Source organism: Lentihominibacter hominis, assembly GCF_014385065.1.
GTDB lineage: Bacteria > Bacillota > Clostridia > Peptostreptococcales > Anaerovoracaceae > Lentihominibacter > Lentihominibacter hominis.
In genome coordinates, this window is record NZ_JACRTA010000001.1 from 61,520 (window position 1) to 79,757 (window position 18,238).

General features: G+C 40.0%; 17 protein-coding genes. 2 read left to right on the forward strand and 15 right to left on the reverse strand.

The genetic code is table 11. The annotated features are described in order from the left end of the window. Positions 1 to 148: 148 nt before the first annotated feature. The 7 genes from H8692_RS00315 to H8692_RS00345 all read right to left on the reverse strand — a co-directional run bounded on the left by H8692_RS00315 (position 149) and on the right by H8692_RS00345 (position 9,396). Positions 149 to 1,171: a sugar kinase gene (locus tag H8692_RS00315; RefSeq protein ID WP_177269952.1), complete on the reverse strand. Its 1,023-nt coding sequence runs from the start codon at positions 1,169 to 1,171 to the stop codon at positions 149 to 151. Next, positions 1,164 to 1,826: a bifunctional 4-hydroxy-2-oxoglutarate aldolase/2-dehydro-3-deoxy-phosphogluconate aldolase gene (locus tag H8692_RS00320; protein WP_177269950.1), complete on the reverse strand. Its 663-nt coding sequence runs from the start codon at positions 1,824 to 1,826 to the stop codon at positions 1,164 to 1,166. Before H8692_RS00320 ends, H8692_RS00315 begins: the two co-directional genes overlap by 8 nt. Continuing rightward, on the reverse strand, positions 1,823 to 3,277 hold the full coding sequence (locus H8692_RS00325) for a UxaA family hydrolase (RefSeq protein WP_177269948.1): 1,455 nt from the start codon (positions 3,275 to 3,277) through the stop codon (positions 1,823 to 1,825). The genes H8692_RS00320 and H8692_RS00325 overlap by 4 nt, the downstream gene beginning before the upstream one ends. After that, complete coding sequence (locus H8692_RS00330) at positions 3,264 to 4,721, reverse strand: tagaturonate reductase (RefSeq protein WP_187524725.1); 1,458 nt, start codon at positions 4,719 to 4,721, stop codon at positions 3,264 to 3,266. The genes H8692_RS00325 and H8692_RS00330 overlap by 14 nt, the downstream gene beginning before the upstream one ends. Positions 4,722 to 4,730: 9 nt before the next feature. Continuing rightward, positions 4,731 to 5,741, reverse strand: a complete 1,011-nt coding sequence (locus H8692_RS00335; protein WP_177269944.1) for a zinc-binding alcohol dehydrogenase family protein — start codon at positions 5,739 to 5,741, stop codon at positions 4,731 to 4,733. Between the two features lie 19 nt (positions 5,742 to 5,760). After that, complete coding sequence (locus H8692_RS00340; RefSeq protein WP_187524726.1) at positions 5,761 to 7,713, reverse strand: M28 family peptidase; 1,953 nt, start codon at positions 7,711 to 7,713, stop codon at positions 5,761 to 5,763. An 81-nt stretch (positions 7,714 to 7,794) separates the two neighbouring features. After that, positions 7,795 to 9,396, reverse strand: a complete 1,602-nt coding sequence (locus H8692_RS00345) for an APC family permease (protein ID WP_177269940.1) — start codon at positions 9,394 to 9,396, stop codon at positions 7,795 to 7,797. Positions 9,397 to 9,610: 214 nt separating this feature from the next. On the opposite strand from H8692_RS00345, the gene H8692_RS00350 reads away from it, so the two are divergent. Further along, positions 9,611 to 10,255: a GntR family transcriptional regulator gene (locus H8692_RS00350; protein WP_177269938.1), complete on the forward strand. Its 645-nt coding sequence runs from the start codon at positions 9,611 to 9,613 to the stop codon at positions 10,253 to 10,255. Here the strand turns inward: H8692_RS00350 and H8692_RS00355 are convergent. Both H8692_RS00355 and H8692_RS00360 read right to left on the reverse strand, forming a co-directional pair. Continuing rightward, positions 10,252 to 11,598 carry a hemolysin family protein gene (locus H8692_RS00355; RefSeq protein ID WP_187524727.1) on the reverse strand — a complete coding sequence of 449 codons (1,347 nt, stop codon included), beginning with the start codon at positions 11,596 to 11,598 and terminating at the stop codon, positions 10,252 to 10,254. The genes H8692_RS00350 and H8692_RS00355 overlap by 4 nt on opposite strands. Positions 11,599 to 11,643: 45 nt before the next feature. Further along, positions 11,644 to 12,303, reverse strand: coding sequence for an HAD family hydrolase (locus tag H8692_RS00360; protein ID WP_187524728.1), 660 nt, complete (start codon positions 12,301 to 12,303; stop codon positions 11,644 to 11,646). A gap of 192 nt (positions 12,304 to 12,495) precedes the next feature. Here H8692_RS00360 and H8692_RS00365 point away from each other — a divergent pair, with 192 nt between their 5' ends. Continuing rightward, positions 12,496 to 13,200, forward strand: a complete 705-nt coding sequence (locus H8692_RS00365; protein WP_177269932.1) for a DUF554 domain-containing protein — start codon at positions 12,496 to 12,498, stop codon at positions 13,198 to 13,200. A gap of 63 nt (positions 13,201 to 13,263) precedes the next feature. Here H8692_RS00365 and H8692_RS00370 read toward each other — a convergent pair whose 3' ends face one another. The 6 genes from H8692_RS00370 to yedF all read right to left on the reverse strand — a co-directional run bounded on the left by H8692_RS00370 (position 13,264) and on the right by yedF (position 18,237). Further along, entirely contained in the window at positions 13,264 to 13,869 is a 606-nt protein-coding gene (locus H8692_RS00370; protein WP_177269930.1) for a PepSY domain-containing protein, read from the reverse strand. Positions 13,870 to 14,005: 136 nt separating this feature from the next. After that, positions 14,006 to 14,353 carry a hypothetical protein gene (locus H8692_RS00375; protein ID WP_177269928.1) on the reverse strand — a complete coding sequence of 116 codons (348 nt, stop codon included), beginning with the start codon at positions 14,351 to 14,353 and terminating at the stop codon, positions 14,006 to 14,008. Between the two features lie 104 nt (positions 14,354 to 14,457). Continuing rightward, positions 14,458 to 15,687 carry a selenium cofactor biosynthesis protein YqeC gene (gene yqeC / locus H8692_RS00380; protein ID WP_207722926.1) on the reverse strand — a complete coding sequence of 410 codons (1,230 nt, stop codon included), beginning with the start codon at positions 15,685 to 15,687 and terminating at the stop codon, positions 14,458 to 14,460. Continuing rightward, positions 15,684 to 16,796 (reverse strand): aminotransferase class V-fold PLP-dependent enzyme, encoded by a 1,113-nt coding sequence (locus tag H8692_RS00385; protein ID WP_187524730.1) that lies wholly within the window; start codon positions 16,794 to 16,796, stop codon positions 15,684 to 15,686. The genes yqeC and H8692_RS00385 overlap by 4 nt, the downstream gene beginning before the upstream one ends. After that, positions 16,780 to 17,607 carry a selenium-dependent molybdenum cofactor biosynthesis protein YqeB gene (gene yqeB / locus H8692_RS00390; protein ID WP_207722927.1) on the reverse strand — a complete coding sequence of 276 codons (828 nt, stop codon included), beginning with the start codon at positions 17,605 to 17,607 and terminating at the stop codon, positions 16,780 to 16,782. Before yqeB ends, H8692_RS00385 begins: the two co-directional genes overlap by 17 nt. A gap of 9 nt (positions 17,608 to 17,616) precedes the next feature. Further along, complete coding sequence (gene yedF / locus H8692_RS00395; protein ID WP_187524731.1) at positions 17,617 to 18,237, reverse strand: sulfurtransferase-like selenium metabolism protein YedF; 621 nt, start codon at positions 18,235 to 18,237, stop codon at positions 17,617 to 17,619. Position 18,238 lies beyond the last annotated feature (1 nt).

Sequence of the window (18,238 nt, forward strand, 5' to 3'; positions counted from 1 at the left end):
TTTCCCCTCTCTAAGATCATATTGTGAACGTAAAATTACATTTAAATAATATGATTCACCGTAAAGAAAAAGACCCGCAAGCCATTTGATGGGGAGGATTATGACCTGCAAAGTCTTCTCTGTCTGTTTATTATTGAATTACTGTTTCCTATCTTTGCACTCTTCCGCTTCCGTCGCCTTCTGCCAGAGTCTTTACTTCATCTACAGAAACTCTATTGAAATCTCCTTCTATAGAATGTTTCAAACATGATGCAGCAACTGCAAACTCAAGAGCATCTTTATCCTTCATACCGCTGTAAAGACCATATATTAGACCTGCTCCGAAACTGTCGCCTCCTCCTACACGATCTACTATACGTACATCATATTGTTTTGAAAAATATGTGTCGTTTTCAGCACTCAGCATAGCCGCCCACTTATTATCACTGGCTGATATGCTAGTACGCAAAGTAACAGCCACATACTTGAAGCCAAATCGTTCCTTCAGCTGCCGAGCTACTGAAACATATCCGTCGTGATTCAGTTTCCCGCCTGTCACATCAGTCCCCTCAGCTTTGATGCCGAATACTTTTTCCGCATCCTCTTCATTGGCTATACATACATCCACATAACGCATGAGTGTGCCCATAACTCTGCATGCTTCTTCACTGCTCCATAATTTCTTTCTGAAATTAAGATCGCAGCTTACAGTAAGTCCCTGTTTTTTGGCTTCTGCACACGCCTCCTCACATAATTCTGCGACATTTTCCCCAAGAGCCGGAGTTATTCCGGTAAAATGAAACCATTCTGCACCGTTAAAAATATCCTCCCAGTCAAAATCTCCTTTCCCGGCAGAAGCTATAGATGATCCTGCTCTGTCATATATTACTTTTGACGGCCGCTGGGATGCTCCCGTCTCAAGATAATATATCCCTACTCTGTCTCCCCCTCTTGATATCTTACTTGTATCTACTCCGAAATAAGCCAAACTTCTCACTGCTGATTCACCTATATCATGGTCAGGCAGCTTTGTTACAAAAGCTGTATCCATGCCAAAATTAGCAAGAGAAACAGCAACATTTGCTTCTCCTCCGCCAAATGTAGCCTCCATTTTATCATTCTGAAAGAATCTGAGATATCCCTCAGGTTTCAAACGCAGCATTATCTCTCCGAATGTTACTATTTTAGCCATTGTTTCTGCTCCTCACTTTCTCTATGATCTCTACAGCTCTCCTGCACTGAACTGTCACTTCATTCCATTTTTCGTTATCAAGCATATCCTTCTTCACCATAAATGAGCCTCCGCACGCTGCCACTTCTTTACTTGACATATAATCTGACAGATTGTCAAGAGAGATTCCACCTGTAGGCATAAATCTGATTCCCTGGTATGGAGCAGCATAAGCTTTTATAGTCTTTATCCCTCCAAACTGCTCAGCGGGAAAGAATTTTATAATTTTCAATCCATAGCTCATAGCCTTCTCTATTTCAGTAGGTGTAAGACACCCGGGAAATACAGGCATATTAATACTGATGCAATATTCAATCACATCACTGTTAGATCCCGGACTAACGATAAACTGTGCACCTGCCGCACAAGCCTGTCTTGCCTGTTCTATAGACAATACTGTTCCTGCTCCCACAAGCATATTAGGGCAACTTTCTCTCATGGTTTTAATGGTTTTATCCGCTCCCGCCGCCCTGAATGTCACTTCGGCTACCGGTACACCACCGTCACTCAATGCTCTTGCCAGCTTCTCTGCATTCTCAGTCTTTTCAAGCTTTATTACAGGAACAATACCAATACGACTTATTTGTGATGATATATGCTCATAATTCTCATTCATAATGTCACACCTCGCTTAAAAATAGCTATATCTCTATAATTTTTCTCCTCACTGCAGCTTTTTTTACCGGATGCCACATCCAAAATATATCTGTCGAGTTCTTCTGTGATCTCATCATATTTTGCCACATCCAGAATTCGTTCTGCATCGAAGTCTATCCAATTTTTCTTTTTAAAAGCCAGTTCATGATTAGACGATATTTTAATGGTGGGGACAGGTCCTCCAAAAGGAGTTCCCCTGCCCGTAGTAAACAACACTATGTGGGCTCCTGAAACAGCAAGAGCAGTTGCTGCCACCAGATCATTTCCCGGTCCTTCAAGCAGAGAAAGACCTTTTTCTTTTACAGGGCAGGCATATCGCAGAACATCAGTGACTTCAGCATGTCCGCCTTTTTGTACGCATCCCAGAGATTTATCTTCAAGTGTAGTTATTCCTCCTGCTTTATTCCCGGGAGATGGGTTCTCGTATATAACCTGTCCATTTTTCCTGTAATACTCTTTAAAATCATTAATCATACTAACCGTCTTATCAAAAACCTCGCTATCTCTGCATCTATTCATAAGAACCTGCTCTGCTCCGAACATTTCAGGAACTTCCGTAAGTATTACGCTTCCGCCTCTGCCGCAATGCCTGTCAGAAAACTTTCCCACAAGAGGATTTGCCGTTATCCCCGAAAGTCCGTCAGAACCTCCGCATTTAAGCCCAACTATCAGCTCATCAGCATTTATTTTCTGCCTCCTGAATTTCCCGGCATAACAAATAAGCTGCCGGACCATTTTTTTTCCTTCTTCTACTTCATCGCTTACATCCTGACACTTCAGCCATTTTATTCTGTCTCTGTCGCCCATCTGTTCTTTAGAGAAAACCTTCCCAAGTTCGCTGAAATTACAATTCTCACACCCAAGACCCAGCATGAGCACCCCTCCTGCATTAGGATGCGCTGCCAGCTGAGAAAGCACTTTTAATGTAGCCTCCTGATCTTCTCCCATCTGTGAACATCCGTACGGATGCTTTATGACAATAATACCATCAGTATATTCAGCTGCCTCTTCACGCATCTGATACGCTATATCATCTGCTACCGAATTGACACATCCTACTGTAGCGATTATCCATATCTCATTTCTTATACCGCAGCTTCCGTTTTTTCTTCTGTACCCTTGAAAAGAAGCAGAATGGCTTTGTGATATTTCTTTTAAAGCACCCTTTTTCTCATATACATATCTGCTTTCCTGATCTAATAATGTCTTGATATTATGTGTATGTACCCAGTCTCCTTCAGCTATATCCTCTGTGGCAACACCGATGGGAGCTCCGTACTTTATTATCCTATCTCCTTTGCCGATACTGCAAAGAGCAAATTTATGACCCTTTGGGACAGGTTGGTTTTTCTCTATATCAGAAAGTGCAACGGCTACATTATCCCTATCATCTATCTTAATCCATTCCATTATTCTGCTCCTTGAGAAACAGCCTCAAAGCCTCTTTCATACCCATCTGCTCTATCTGATCAAGATATTGTTGCGTAAGTTCTCCGAAACTCTTTATCTCCCTCAAATCTTCTCCGAAAAACTTTTCGTTGCCCATGAAATCCTCTAAAAGCTCTTTATTATCATCATATTTTCCGGCTTTTTCAAAAAATTCTATTACTTCCTTAGAATCCCGAATATTTCCCTTTTTATAAAATGCTATCAAAGCAGCAAAAGAAAATACTATATGTACCGGAAGAATATCATACTCAAAGACAAAATCTTTCAAGGCAGGTTTTACTCTCGCAGTCCATTTTGAAATACTGTTTAACGATATATCCTCAAGTTTATGATCTATAAAAGGATTCTCAAAACGATCAAAAACATCTCTTGCAAAATTGTTGAGCTGATCCCCGCAAAGAGGTATAGTCGGAATTACTTCTTCTGTAATAAGATCCCTCACAAATCTTCCTATATCCTCATTCTGCATGCTGTCTCTTACAATTGTTTCACCATACAACAATGCCACCGGAACCATAGATGTATGAGCTCCATTGAGGATCCTTACCTTTCTGATCTTATACGGTTTATGATCATCTGTTACTATTACAGGAAGCCCCGCTTTATCAAAAGGAATTCTCCTGCCTATATCATCCGGCCCTTCTATTACCCATAGTCCGAAATATTCAGCTGTATCAAGAAAATCATCTTTATATCCGTTTTCTCTGTGAAGTTTTTCTGCCGATTCTGACGGATATCCTGTGACGATACGATCCACAAGAGTACTGCAGAAAATATTTTCCTCATGGATCCATTCTCTGAATTCGGATCCCAACTCCCAATCCTTGCTGTGTTTCAACACTGCATCCTTAAGATATTTTCCGTTATCATCTATAAGTTCACACGAAAGTATAATATATCCTTTTCCTCCGCTGCTTCTCATAAATCTCTCATACAGCAGTCTCGTCAGTTTCGCCGGAAAAGAAGCAGGCGGTTCATCCTGAAGAGAACATGTTTCGTCATATATGATACCTGCTTCTGTGGTGTTTGAAATGATGAATTCAATATCATCATTAGCCGCAAGATCCAAGAACGAATCAAACTCTGTATAGGGATCTATGCCTCTACTTATACAGCTGATAATCCTTCTCTCATCTTTTATTTCATTGCCTTCTCTTCCTCTTAAATAAAGAGTATAGAGTCCTTCCTGATTATTCAGCATACACGCGCGGCCTTCCGGTATAGGCTGCACGACTGCCACTTTAGCGTCAAAACCGGATTTTTCATTCATTATATCTATAAAATCATCCACAAATCCCCGAAGAAAATTACCTTCGCCGAACTGAATGACTTTTTCTTTTCCGTCTTCAAGCAGGTATCCGTGATAACCCGCTTCTTTCAAAGTCTTATATGTTAAATCTTTCATCGAAACTCCTTAAAACTCTATCATCACTTTGAGCATTTCAGCTGAGTTTTTGTCAAATTCTTTAAAGGCCTTATCACCTTCATCAAATGAATAAGTATTTGTAATTATCTTATCAAGTGGAATCCTTCCTGTCTTAAAGATATCTATAACCTCAAGAAAATCACTCTTCACCGCATTTCTTGAACCGTATATCTTAAGTTCTTTTCTTTGCAGTTCGGTAAAATTAAAATTTACAGTTTTCTTTCCCACACCTATCTGTATCACTCTTCCTGCAAAAGCCACTGCATCCACCGCATTTTGAAACGTCTGTGGAAGGCCTACTGCTTCTACAGTCACATCATATCCGTTTCCGTCTGTTCGAGTTTTCACGCTATCTGCAAAATGTTCATTGTTTTTTATATACCCGTCAAATCCAAAACACTCCGCATACTTAAGTTTATCTTCAGCCACATCGCATATATCTACCGATGCGCCTGCCTCTTTTGCCGAAAGAGCAGCTACGATACCTATGGTGCCCGCACCTATAACCAAAACCTTTTCGCCCTCTCTGATGCCGGCTTTTTTCACTCCATGATAACCTATGCAGAAAGGCTCCACGAGAGCAAGATGTCTGGCCTGTATGCCCTGACTTTTATAAAGACGCTCTGCCGGCATCGTTATATACTGGCAAAATGCTCCATCTCTTTGAGCTCCCATAGTCTCATTATGCTCACAGCAGTTCACATACCCTCTCATGCAGGAATAACAACTGCCACAATTAAAATACGGATTAGCCGTAACAACCATTCCCTTCTCAAGGCCATATGGGTTTTTCCCTATCTCCGCGATCTCTGCTGAAAATTCATGCCCCGGTATCCTTGGATATCCGGCATAAGCAAAAGTTCCGCGATAAGTTCCGAGATCTGAACCACATATGCCTCCGTAAAGAAGTTTAAGAAGGGCCTCTCCTTCCTTTATCTCAGGTACAGGCATTTCTTTATGACAAACCTCGCCAGGTTTTTCTATGCATATATATTTCAAAGCTTTACCTCCTCAAACTTTATAGTTTGCCAAGCAGACTGCCGGCATCCTTCTTTACCACTTTCAATACATTAAGTTCTGCAAGTATCGCATCTTTCAGATATTTACGCTGTCTTCTCTCAGCTTCTCTCACAGCCTCTGTTTCCGCATCTGTACATACCCCTTTAAGCAGTGCTCTTATGACTTTATAAAGATTTTCATTTCCATTATCGACAAGGCCTGCGCCCCAGCTTGGCTTAGCACGTTTGGTCACCTGTTCTTCAAAGAAAGTATATGTTCTCTCACTAAAAAATTCAGCATAATAATTAAAGTCTACTTCACTGAGAACCTTTGCCGCCTCCTCGTACTTTTTCTTATCCATAAGATCTGAAGCGATTTTGAGAGACTCTATATTTGATATATATCTTTCATGAGGAGCTATCATCTCATCGTTCCAGTTAAGCCTTATAAAATTCTTATGAATAAGCCTGTAAAGATCATGAAGATCATGTTCAGCAGATCCTGAAATAAAGCCCGACATTTTTTTATTGACATCTTTTATTTTATCGCTGAGTGATCCGAGAAGACCTATGGTATCCACAAAGGCAGTTTTTTCTTCTTCATTCAAATATACTTTTACACTTTCATATGCATCATATATTCTCCGTTTCAAATTTACAGGGCATATTTTTGTTCTGTCAAGAGATACGATGATATGCGCAAATAATCTGTGAAACATCTCAAAAGCCTCAAAATCAAATCCTGAATCCCAGCCGCTGTCTGAACTGTGCAGTACTTTTCTGTCAGCCAGACATCCGTCATACGCTCCTGCTACAAGACTTGGCATTCCTGCCTTTGTGTAGCTGAAATCTTCAGTAGCTGATGTCAGCTTCATGTTAACTTCAATAGTATAATTTTTTGTATCTCCGAAATCTGACACACTTTCTTTTACAAAATCATACAACTCTTTCGTACACACTATACAGAATCTTTCTTCACCTTTCACAGCATAAAATCCGTCAAGATTTACAACAGCAAAGCCATTGTTTCTCCACTCCGGCCTCACCTGCGTTATTTGCTTATAAGCTCCTACTGCCCAGTCATATTTACAATCTGTAAGTCCCCATTCTTCAGCTCCGTGAGCAACAAATCTTATAGTTCTGTCAGGAACATATCCGTTTTCGGTAAATAATTTAGCAAGTCCCAATGCCCAGCCTATGCCCTGCACATCATCAAAGACGGTGAAATAATATGAATCATAATGGTTTATCACATATATCACATCATCTGTTTTCCCCGGAATATCTCCCCATACATTATAGGAAACCCCGCCGCCGGACACCTTACTTCTGGCACTGAGAACAACTTTCATCTCCGCACTTTCTGATCTTTTCATAATCTCTTTAAGATCTGCCCCATCCCTTTTTCCGATAGAAAATACCATAAGATCTGCAGGTCCGCATATATCTTCAGATACCAGAACGTTATCTCCTTCTTGCCCGAATCCCCCTACATTTATACATATAACACCGGCTGCCCCGGAAAGGGAAGCTTCATATGCCGGAAAATTTATCCACCATTCTCCAGCCTGATTTATATCTATAAGTACAAGTTTTCCTTTCACATCAATACGCCGCAGATCCGTTTCTGTACCTCTCCCTGCGTATACCAGTGGGAACTCACGATTTTTACAGTTAGCATTGCAAGCATATCCTCCCAAGATCACCTCTTTGCGTTCGCCATCTGTCCCCCTATATTTAAGTCTTGCCTCTTCAAATACCCACCTGTCTACACTGCACGGATCTTTAGTGACATTCACAAGCCCCGCCTGCCTGAACTTTTCTGCCAGATAATCTGCCGCTCTGTGTTCAGCAGGAGATCCTGCACTTCTTCCTCCGCAATCTTTATTATCAGTGATCTTAGAAAGCTCATCCATCACTTCAGTAGAAAATGATATATCAGCCTTATTCTTTATCCAATTGATATTTTCCATAACTTAACTCATCTCCATTAGTAAGTATAGGGAGCACAATATATCTCATGCTCCCTACATATCCTTCTTTTATACCGACTGTTAATCGTTCTTTTCACACCAGAACAGCTTTGCCGGATCTTTTTTTCTTCCGAATATCATAAGAACTACTCCGAGAACTCCACCTATTCCTATTATCAGCTTTATAGCCAACAGATAATGATTAAATACTCCCGGATCATAGTTATCTGCCCCGTCAAATGAAGGGAACCATAATACCGCCAGAACGCCAAGTATAGCCCACATTACAAGAATCAGACCAATTCTTGAAATATCTCCCGGCGCCAGTTTAGTCTTAGGATTAGTCGGAAATCTCTTAGGATTGATCTTCGTAAGACCTCCCTTCGCTGCTTTAAGAATAATGTAGATCAAAGGACCGCTCATGATACCGCAGATACTGTAAACAAAATCATGAGTACCACTCAGATAAATTGCTATGAAGCCCACCAGAAAAGGTACAGCGCTGTAAGCTACAAATAAAGTGTCTTTCACTTTAAGCTTAAACGGTCCATCTGCATGTGTCTTTCTGACTCTTCTTATTATTCCTGAAATCTGCGTAAGACTTGATGCAAATATACTCATCATTACAGTTCCCACCACAAGTGAACTGAAATCAAATGTACAGAGGAAAAATCCCACGATAGCTACAGTAAGTACGCCTACATAAGGAACACCCCTCTTTTTATCACACTTAACCAAGAATTTAGGGCAGAGATTGTCCGCTGCCATAACAAAGAATCCTCGGGAAGTAGATGCTATATACCCATTAAACAAAGAAATATTGGAAAGTACCGCTACTATAATAAAGAAACTGTAAAATATCGGTCCTCCAAAGGCAGCTACATCCTGATATGACATTCCTTCTGAACCCCACTGCTGCCAGTCTCCCAGTGAACACAAACCTGCCATCGTAGGTATCATATATGTAAGAATTATAAGCGGTATAGCTATCATAAGAGCTTTAGGTATCAGCTGCGGTCTGTCCAGCTCTTCTGTCATAATAGACATAGCCTCCATGCCGCCGTACATCCACATACCTATAGCAAGAGCATTTCCTATGCTTTCGATAAGAGTCTGATTCTCAGGAATAAAGGGTTCCACAGGAGATTGATGATAATGTGCAAATCCCAGAACAGCGACAATGGCAAAGGATACAAGGATACTTATGGATATTATAGTATTAATAATAGCAACATCTTTGATGCCGCGCAGATTAACGATTGTAAAGATAACTATGAAAGCTATCTTCATAGCATACTCCTGGGTGGATGTAAGACCAAAAGCACTTGTCATATAACCCGCAGCCAGCACAACAAATGTTATAGTGTTAAAATATCCACCTATTGTTCTCCACCATCCCATCTGAAATCCCCAAAACTCACCGCATGTCTCCTGAACCCATTTATAAGGTCCGCCCTCTGCCGGTATAGCCGAACCCATTTCAGCACATACAAATGCCTGAGGATAAGCCCATACTATAGGAATGACTACCAGCATTACCATACATAATCCGGGGCCTGCCGCCGGCACCATATCTTCAATACCATAAGCTCCCGCAGCAGTCAACGAATAGATCGTTCCCACTATGGCCAGAAGCCCTACTTTATGGCGTTTCAGACCGGTGGTATTTTGTAAATCACTCATTTCTACCTCCAAAAAATAATAATAAATAGCGATATATTTTGTTGTTATACATCATAAATATTTTATATATATCTGTTGTATACAACATATTTTACAGCATAATTTTACTCTTACTATTTTGTGTTGTCAATGTATTTTTACAACTTAGACTATTGCTTTTTTTTATAATGTATTATACTGTATAAATATACCAAAATTTAAGAAGGAGTCTGCTATGGCAAAAGAAAGTCTTAAAAGCAAAGCTTATAATCTTATAAAAACAAAAATCGTAAACTGTGAATATGCTCCGGGTACATTTCTAAACGAATCCATGCTCATGGGAGAAATAGGCTCCAGCCGAACACCTATCCGAGAAGCTCTCAGTAAACTCGAACAAGAAAATCTTGTAAGAATACTTCCTAAAAAGGGAGTCATGGTGTCTGATCTTTCGGTTAATGAAATAAATATGATATTTGAAACAAGACTTCTTATCGAACCATATATCGTGAAAAACTATGGTCAATTCGTCCCACCTGAGATACTTACTTCAATGAAAGATACATTCACAAGAAGGCACCTTCTCGAAATTTCCTCTGAAGAAATATACTCCAAAGACGAACAATTTCACAAATTACTTATAGAATCCAGCAAAAACGTCTATTTCATACATACTATGGATCATATATACAACCAGAACTACAGACTTCGCGTCATCGCAGGCAATGGCTCACGCGACCGTATTATCGCTTCCAACGATGAACATATACATACCATCGAACTCATGCTTGCAAAAAAATACGATGCAGCTTCACAAGCCATGAAGCTGCATCTTGAAAAAGCAAAAGAAGCAAGTTTCTCAAATTTTATAAATTCATATTAAGAAACTTTATCCTCAGCAGGCTCCTGTTCCTGCTGTTTTTCTATCTTGATCCTTATTTTATCTATGCGGTGACGCTCCATGCGATTTATGATAAACGTCACCTTTGTATTTTTATTTTCTATTGATACTCTGTCCCCTTCATCCGGGATTCTGTCAAAAATAGTCAGAAGAAGTCCGGCAGCAGTTTCACATTCTTCTGTTTCTTCCGGCTCGAAACCTATCAGCTGCACAAGCTCTGAGACAGGAAGAAGCCCGTCTATAAGAAATCTGTTGCGACCCAGCGATATCACCTTCGAATCTTCGCTCTGTATATATTCATCATCATCTATATTCCCCACTATCTGCTTCATAACATCTGATGAAGTGACAATACCGGCAGTCCCGCCGTATTCATCTACAACAAGAGCAAATTTAGTCTCTTTATCCTGCATTATCTGCATAAGACGATCCACGGAAAGAGATTCAGAAACTGCTACCACCTCTCTTACGGGAAGATTCTCATAGTTGGTTCCGTTTATCTTCTCATCATTCCAGTATAAATCCTTAAGATGAATAAATCCCTCTATGTGATCTTTATCTCCTCTGCATACAGGATATCTCGTATATTTACATCTCTTTATCATATCCAAATTCTGACTGTAAGGCAGCGCCAGATCAAAACACTCCATATTTGTCCTCGGAGTCATGATAGAGTATACATCTTTATTATAAAGTTCGAATATATTGTCCACAAATTCATTCTGTTTGGGATCTATGAGACCGCTCTTGGTACTTTCATCGATAAGAATCTGAATCTCTTCGCCGGTATAAACTTCATGTTCGTTAGCGATATCATGACCCATCAGCTTCATAACTCCGTTTGTGACGGAATTGAACAGCCACATTATCGGCGCCGTTATACGGTAAAACCACACAAGCGGCAAAGCCGTAAAACGGGCATATTTATCCGTTGAAAATATAGCCAAAGACTTCGGGATAAGCTCTCCTACCACGATATGCAGAGCTGTTACCAAAGCGAATCCCACTGCGACAGAAATAGCCGACACTGCAGATTCCGGAACATCTAAAAAAGCAAGGCCCGGTCGAATAAGCTCTGAAACAGCAGGTTCTCCCAGCCATCCCAAAGCCAGCGATGCCAGTGTTATACCAAGCTGACATGCCGAAAGATACGCGTTTACATTATTAGCCACGAGCAAAGCCGCTTTTGCACCGCTTTTCCCCTCCTCTTCGGCAATCTGCAGCTGTGATTTACGAACTCTTACAAGGGCGAATTCAGCTACAACGAAAAATGCATTCATCAATAAAAAAAATAATACTAAAACTAAACTAAGTGCTACTGACAAGTAAAATCCTCCTTTTTACTGTTTATGAATATCTGAAAAAAATCTTTATCGGCTCTCACGCATAAGTATCTTACAGAGCTCATCAGGTGTCTGCGCAATAATCTCTGCTCCATGGCTCTTTAGAAAATCTTTTTCCCGAAATCCCCATGATACAGCGATCTCATCTATATCTGCATTTTTTGCAGTCTGTATATCAACCTCAGAATCACCTATATATACCGACTCTTTCTTATCAATACCAAGAACATCCATAACATATTCCACACTGTCCGGACAAGGCTTTCTTCTAACACCTTCTCTTTCTCCTACAGAAATATCCGAAAGCCCGAAAAAGAATTTCCTGCATAATTCTTGAACTGCATAGTCGGCTTTATTAGATACGACTGCTATGCGAATACCCGCATTTTTCAGAGTATCAATACATTGCAGCATACCCTCATAAGGTTTTGTTTTATCAAAGCAATGATCTTTATAATACTCGTTAAAGTCACGGAACACCCTTTCCGTAACATTGTCTTCTGAACCCTGAGGCACAGCTCTTTCAATCAGATTATATATACCATTGCCGACAAACTGCTTCACCTCATTTGAAGTCCGTACAGGCAGATGATTTTGACTTAAAGCGTAATTCGTACTGTCGGTAAGATCTTCCAATGTATCAAGTATCGTGCCGTCCAGATCAAAAATAACCAGGCTATATCTCATATTATATTTGTCCTTTCTCTGGTTAAAAAAATATATTCTTTTTTATGATATCGCAAAAAAGCCCGGAGTGCAATAATACCTTTAATTTTTCTTTTTCGCGCTCTTATACTTGACACAGAAAAAATTTTATGTTAAATTTCCATATCTTTTGTGTAAAATGAACAAATATCAAGAAGAAAGAAGGAAAAATATATGTATCCATTAGGGGTTATAATTGATTGTTTATGTGTATTCATAGGGACAAACATAGGATGTTTTATGCAGAACAGGCTTCCGGAAAAATTAAAACATTCACTCCACGATGTCTTCGGTGTCGCAGCGATAGCCATAGGAATAACATCTCTGATAAAGCTCAGCTCTCTTCCGGCTGTCATACTCTCTCTTATCCTTGGAATGATAGTAGGAGAACTTCTTGATGCTGAAAAACATATCAAAAGCTTTTTCAGTAAGATACTCCTCAAATTCAAATTTTCCGTACCAAATGATGAAGATGAATATTTACAATTCTATCTGATTGTTGCCATAACATTCTGCGCCAGCGGCACAAATATCTTCGGCGCCATCGATGAAGGCATTACCGGCGATTTCACCATATTGCTGTCAAAGGCCACTATGGACATATTCGCCTCTGTCATATTCGCTTCGACGCTGGGAAAGGCTATGAATCTTATAATCATTCCGCAGTTTCTCATACTCAGTCTGTTCTTTTACTCATCTCAGCTTATAACTCCGTTTATCACGACAAATATGTTCAATGATTTTATTGCTGTAGGCGGACTGATGACATTTATTCTGGGGCTTAATATCGCAAAGATTAAAAGCATAAGCGCAGTCAATCTGCTTCCCGCACTTTTGATCGTATGGCCGGCCTCTTATGCTTTTTCACTCTTTCTTTAAAGCGCCTTACATACAAAGAGAGCCCGTCATAATGGGCTCTCTGTCAAAATTCCATCAATATAATCAGTTGTGTACCGATTCGGCTCCTCTGCTTATTATGTCTCCTGTCACTCCGTCTATTTCAAAATCATATTCCATTCCGTCATAGACTATCTCTATTTCATAGACCAACTTTCCATGATCCGTATCCACATCCATCTTTTTCACCGAGTCTTCGCTCGCTCCTGAAACATTGGAAAGAGCAATCTCCCTTGCTTTATCCATACCTATATCATTTTGAGACGGAGCTGCCTGGTCAGAATTTTCCTGACCTGTTCCTATCTTCTTTGTCTCCATGTTTATTACATTACCGTTTCTGGCAAGTATCTCAAAATCATACAATGTATCATCATATGAAACTGTTACATCATATATCATTCTTCCGTCATCAAATTCCTTGTTGGAGGTAAGTGAATATTCCTTACCTTGGACTCCTGCCTGCTTACATGCTATATCCCCGGCCTCTGACTTGCTTATGCCTCCTAAAACCCCCATGAACCAGCAGACTATAAGCGCTATTACAATTACAGCGGCTATGACGATTACAGCAATAATGCCCTTCTTCCCTTTTTTCCTCTCAGATCCTTTATTATTGGTCATGTTTTCTGCTGAATTATTATTTTTTTCCATTTTCCCTTCTCCTTTCAGTATATTATTCCGGTCGTTATAATGGTTAATCCTTCCGGCGATGTCTACATATTATACCACCATAATGAAACCTTCATTATTAATAGATTAAAAACAGATTAAAATAATATCAACTTTCTTATTTGAGTTCTCTGAGAAGCTCTTCAAAATTCATACTCATAAATGCTTCATCCTCAGTTACTCCCTGAGGATTCTTATAATCTTTCAACTCTTTTATATTGCCTGTCATATATTTTCCGTTTTCATAATCTTCATTTTTAACACAGGCAAAGATATACTCGTCTATATTCCATCTTACAAAATTAGTAATTCTTGTTTCCACAGCTCCATCTGTCTCGAAAAACCAGAAATCTCTCACCTCATTATCTTTCGTCCAGTGCATTATATAAACATCTGTTACCGGTGTCATTCCCATCTCCGCTGTGATACCGTTTTCCGCCAACAATTCAATAAATTTTTCTTTCATAAATAACGCCTCTCTTTATCTAAAATTTTCTGCAAAATATGTTTTGCTCTGATATATTTATAATAATACATTCTTTTAAAAAAATCAAATATATGAAGCTTGAATCAACCGGCCCCGCCGTCAGCGGAACACCTCGATTCTGCCGCCTTTTCAGCACGAATCAGATCTTCATGTGTATCAATATCATATAGCTCAATTTTATCTTTCACTTTCACAAGACTCACATCATTTTTATATTTCTCTACCAGATACGATCCCCCTGTCTTTGGAGGAAGATCTGCAAGCTGACTGAAATATCTCTTTGCAAATAATATGGGTGCTCCCGCCTCTTTTCCATAAGACAGACGACAGATACCTGTTCCTCCGCCGGAAAAGATCCTCATAAGATTCCCGATACTTTCGCGTCTTAGAAAAGGCTGATCACACGGGCAAAAAAGACACGCATCCATATCTGCCATTTCTTTTATACCTAAAGCAACTGCATCATTTCTGCCCGGAAGCTGATGAAATATCACATCTACATTAAACTTTTTGCATATATCCTCTACTTCTCTGCTTCTGGTAACAACAATGCGTCTTGCAAATATATCACCGTCTGTGATATCGAGAGCTGTCTCCATCATAGTCTTTTCTCTGAACTTTGCCAAAAGCTTATTGCTTCCGAAACGTTTACCCAGACCCGAGGCCATAAGAATGCACCCTATTTTCCCTCCGGTTTCAACATTTATGTCAGCTTTTATCAATGCTGCTATATGTCTTTGATATGCTGATCCATCGTGACTCGGCTCTATAACAATCTCCTTTTTCGGATATTTTTTTTTCAGCGGCTCTACATAGCCTTTCTTCACCAGAGTTTGTATATGAGAAGGAACTATCGCTGTATCATCACTGATATCCAAAACATTTTTTACAAGCTCCGGTCTGTGAGCTGCTTCTTCTACCTTTCTTCCAAGAGCATGAAGGCCGCATACTATTATTATTCTATCAACATTATCATAAATGACCGGCTCATATGAAGCCGGAAATTTTACAGGTTTTCTGTTAGAGCCATCTGCCTCTGTCAATACTATATCAGCATGCTCGCACACTTTATTATATGTATTTTCTGAAAGAGAGCCGAGCTTTTCACCATCCATTCTCCCTGCCATAACATAATGATTTTCATCAAGCGCCTTTATTATGATGCCGGGATCATCTGTAATCAAAGCATCCTTTTCTATAGCCATATGGGTAGAAGTATTCACCAATACTTTTAATCCCCGTCTCAGATATCTTTCGGCATATTTCTTTATGAGAGTTGTCTTGCCTCCTGAGCCTACTACTGCCATAATCATGCTTCATGCCCTCTGATCTTTATTATCTCTTTCAGCGCTTCTGAGCATTCTCTTATATCTTCTTTCCTGTTATTTATGCCGAAACTGAATCTCACAGTTGATTCTGTTCCGTAATGTTCATGAATCAAAGGGGCACAATGAGCTCCTGCTCTCGTCTCAATTCCGTATTCACGGGACAGAATATCGCTTACCGCCGCAGCATCCATACCCTCGACATTAAGTGAAACAATGCCTGTATATTCCTTTTCTTTTTCTCTGTAAACTTTCACGCCATCAAAGGATGAAAGTATCCTGCAAAACTCTTCTGCAAGTAACTGCTCGTGTCTCAAAATATTTTCAATTCCGCATTCTTTCAGAAAATCAAGCGACCTGTTCAGGCTTACTATCCCCGGAACATTCAGAGTACCCGCTTCAAGAGCTGAGGGATACTGCTTTGGATGTTCTGTATCAAAAGAAGCAAATCCGCTGCCCCCTACTTTAAGAGGTCGTATATCTATATCCTCTCCCAGACATATCCCCCCTATACCCTGCATTGCCAACAAGCCTTTGTGACCTGTAAAACATATCACATCAAGTTCACTTTCTTTTAGAGAAACAGGGAGTACACCTGCACTTTGAGCTGTATCCGCCACTGACAGCAAACCGTTTTGCCTGCAAAATTTTCCTATGCCTTCAATATCATTTATTTCTCCTGTAACATTGGAAACATGATTTATTATCACAGCCTTTGTATCAGACCTTATATGCTTTTTGATTTCTTCAGTTGAACCTCCACATACAGAAAGTCGGCATCCTAAACGATAAAGCGGTCTAAGCACACTATTATGCTCCATATATGTTGTTATAATATGATCTTGCGGCCCAAATAATCCCTGTATAACCGTATTGAGGCTTTCCGTAACCCCGCTGGTAAATACAACATGATCAAAATCACAGTCAAATAAATCAGCCAGTTTTATCCTGGTATCCAGTACCATCCTTGCCGCATCCATAGCCATATGATTGTTTCCGCGGCCGGGATTTCCCGGGTGTTTCAGGTATTCACATACAGCCGCTATGGTTTTCTCGGGTTTAAAATACGTTGTAGCCGCATTATCCGCATATATCATGTCTTTTTCCTTTCAATTTAAAAAGAGCTTCCAATACACCTCCCGCTATACACCTTGCCTTATCGGAAATCGTAAAACAATTATCATATTCCTCTTTACGAGGATCTATATCTGCTATCTTAAGCCCTTTTTTCACAACATATCCATCATGTATCACCCCGCGAAGAATACCGTTAAGAGATGCCTTTACGGGAATAATTCCACTGTCTGATTCGATAAAAGACACAATATCATCTTTCTTTACTATATCCCCGATCTGCCTTACTTCTCTTAAAACCCCGGAAGCAGGGCTGTGTATTACCCTTTCGCTGGTATAGCCTTCTATATTACCCGGTATTCCCGTATTTTCCATTGCCTGCCCCTCATATATCACTTTGCCAAGGTTATGCCCTCGCATGGTTTCTATAACAGCATCCACATCTTTTCCCGCGTAAAAACCGGGACCCAGACCTATGGTAACCGGAGCCATATCTCTATAAGTGCCCAGATTCGCCTTTGCCATGGTGGCATCCACCACCGCCAAAGGTCTGAGTTTCTTTATGCATAATCCATTAGGATCTATAAGCAATGCAATTCTGCCTTCCTTCAAAAGAAAAGCAGCCTCTTCTACAGATCCTGCCATACTGCATATAACACCTTCCACTTCATGCTTTCCTTCATATGCAGCCTCACAAAAAGCTGCCTTACGTCTTATGGCAGAAGGACTTGATATTTCCAACACAAGAACATTGAATCCACACTGATATAATTTGTATATGGTCCCTGTGGCAATATCTCCTCCACCTCTTACGATGATAAGATTCTCCATCATTCTCACCGCCTACGGTCTTATGACCTTTGACGCTCCACTGATAATTCTGACAATATCATACATATTTGTTACATTGCCTACAGCCAGTTTATCCGTCATACCGTAAAAATTGAGACATGTACCGCATGTGAGTATTTCTGTCCCCTGCCCTTCCATAAATAACAGATCTTCAAGACTGTCAGATTCTTCGCATGATAAAAAAGCTCCGCTGTTATACAGAATAACCGTTTCCGGCAATGAATCCTGCTTAGTCAGCGCAAAAACAAAGGCCTTCATCAAGGCTTTTCCCAGTTCTTTTTCACCCTGTCCCATGGTTTCAGCAGAAATTACTACCACATCATTATTGTGGGGTGACATATCACATACAATATCTTTACTCAGATCTTTCTGAAGATTCATATTGTTTCCGGCGCTTACAGTAATAGTTACCTGATAATTCACGTCATCTGTTTTTTCATGGCTGAAGCCATAACCCCTCACATTGGCAAACTTAGAGAGATTCTGCACAGCTATCTCATTATCCACAAGTACATCAACAGACTCTCCCTCCTCCATATTCTCTATCTCATTCTTTGTATTGACTACAGGCAAAGGACATATTAATCCCCTTGCATCAACTACGTGTTTCATA

Excerpts from the sequence above, each read along its gene's own strand:
- H8692_RS00315 (WP_177269952.1), bottom strand. The coding sequence starts at position 1,171 with ATGGCTAAAATAGTAACATTCGGAGAGATAATGCTGCGTTTGAAACCT.
- H8692_RS00320 (WP_177269950.1), bottom strand. The coding sequence starts at position 1,826 with ATGAATGAGAATTATGAGCATATATCATCACAAATAAGTCGTATTGGT.
- H8692_RS00325 (WP_177269948.1), bottom strand. The coding sequence starts at position 3,277 with ATGGAATGGATTAAGATAGATGATAGGGATAATGTAGCCGTTGCACTT.
- H8692_RS00330 (WP_187524725.1), bottom strand. The coding sequence starts at position 4,721 with ATGAAAGATTTAACATATAAGACTTTGAAAGAAGCGGGTTATCACGGA.
- H8692_RS00340 (WP_187524726.1), bottom strand. The coding sequence starts at position 7,713 with ATGGAAAATATCAATTGGATAAAGAATAAGGCTGATATATCATTTTCT.
- H8692_RS00345 (WP_177269940.1), bottom strand. The coding sequence starts at position 9,396 with ATGAGTGATTTACAAAATACCACCGGTCTGAAACGCCATAAAGTAGGG.
- H8692_RS00350 (WP_177269938.1), top strand. The coding sequence starts at position 9,611 with ATGGCAAAAGAAAGTCTTAAAAGCAAAGCTTATAATCTTATAAAAACA.
- H8692_RS00360 (WP_187524728.1), bottom strand. The coding sequence starts at position 12,303 with ATGAGATATAGCCTGGTTATTTTTGATCTGGACGGCACGATACTTGAT.
- H8692_RS00365 (WP_177269932.1), top strand. The coding sequence starts at position 12,496 with ATGTATCCATTAGGGGTTATAATTGATTGTTTATGTGTATTCATAGGG.
- H8692_RS00370 (WP_177269930.1), bottom strand. The coding sequence starts at position 13,869 with ATGGAAAAAAATAATAATTCAGCAGAAAACATGACCAATAATAAAGGA.
- H8692_RS00375 (WP_177269928.1), bottom strand. The coding sequence starts at position 14,353 with ATGAAAGAAAAATTTATTGAATTGTTGGCGGAAAACGGTATCACAGCG.
- yqeC (WP_207722926.1), bottom strand. The coding sequence starts at position 15,687 with ATGATTATGGCAGTAGTAGGCTCAGGAGGCAAGACAACTCTCATAAAG.
- H8692_RS00385 (WP_187524730.1), bottom strand. The coding sequence starts at position 16,796 with ATGATATATGCGGATAATGCGGCTACAACGTATTTTAAACCCGAGAAA.
- yqeB (WP_207722927.1), bottom strand. The coding sequence starts at position 17,607 with ATGATGGAGAATCTTATCATCGTAAGAGGTGGAGGAGATATTGCCACA.
- yedF (WP_187524731.1), bottom strand. The coding sequence starts at position 18,237 with ATGAAACACGTAGTTGATGCAAGGGGATTAATATGTCCTTTGCCTGTA.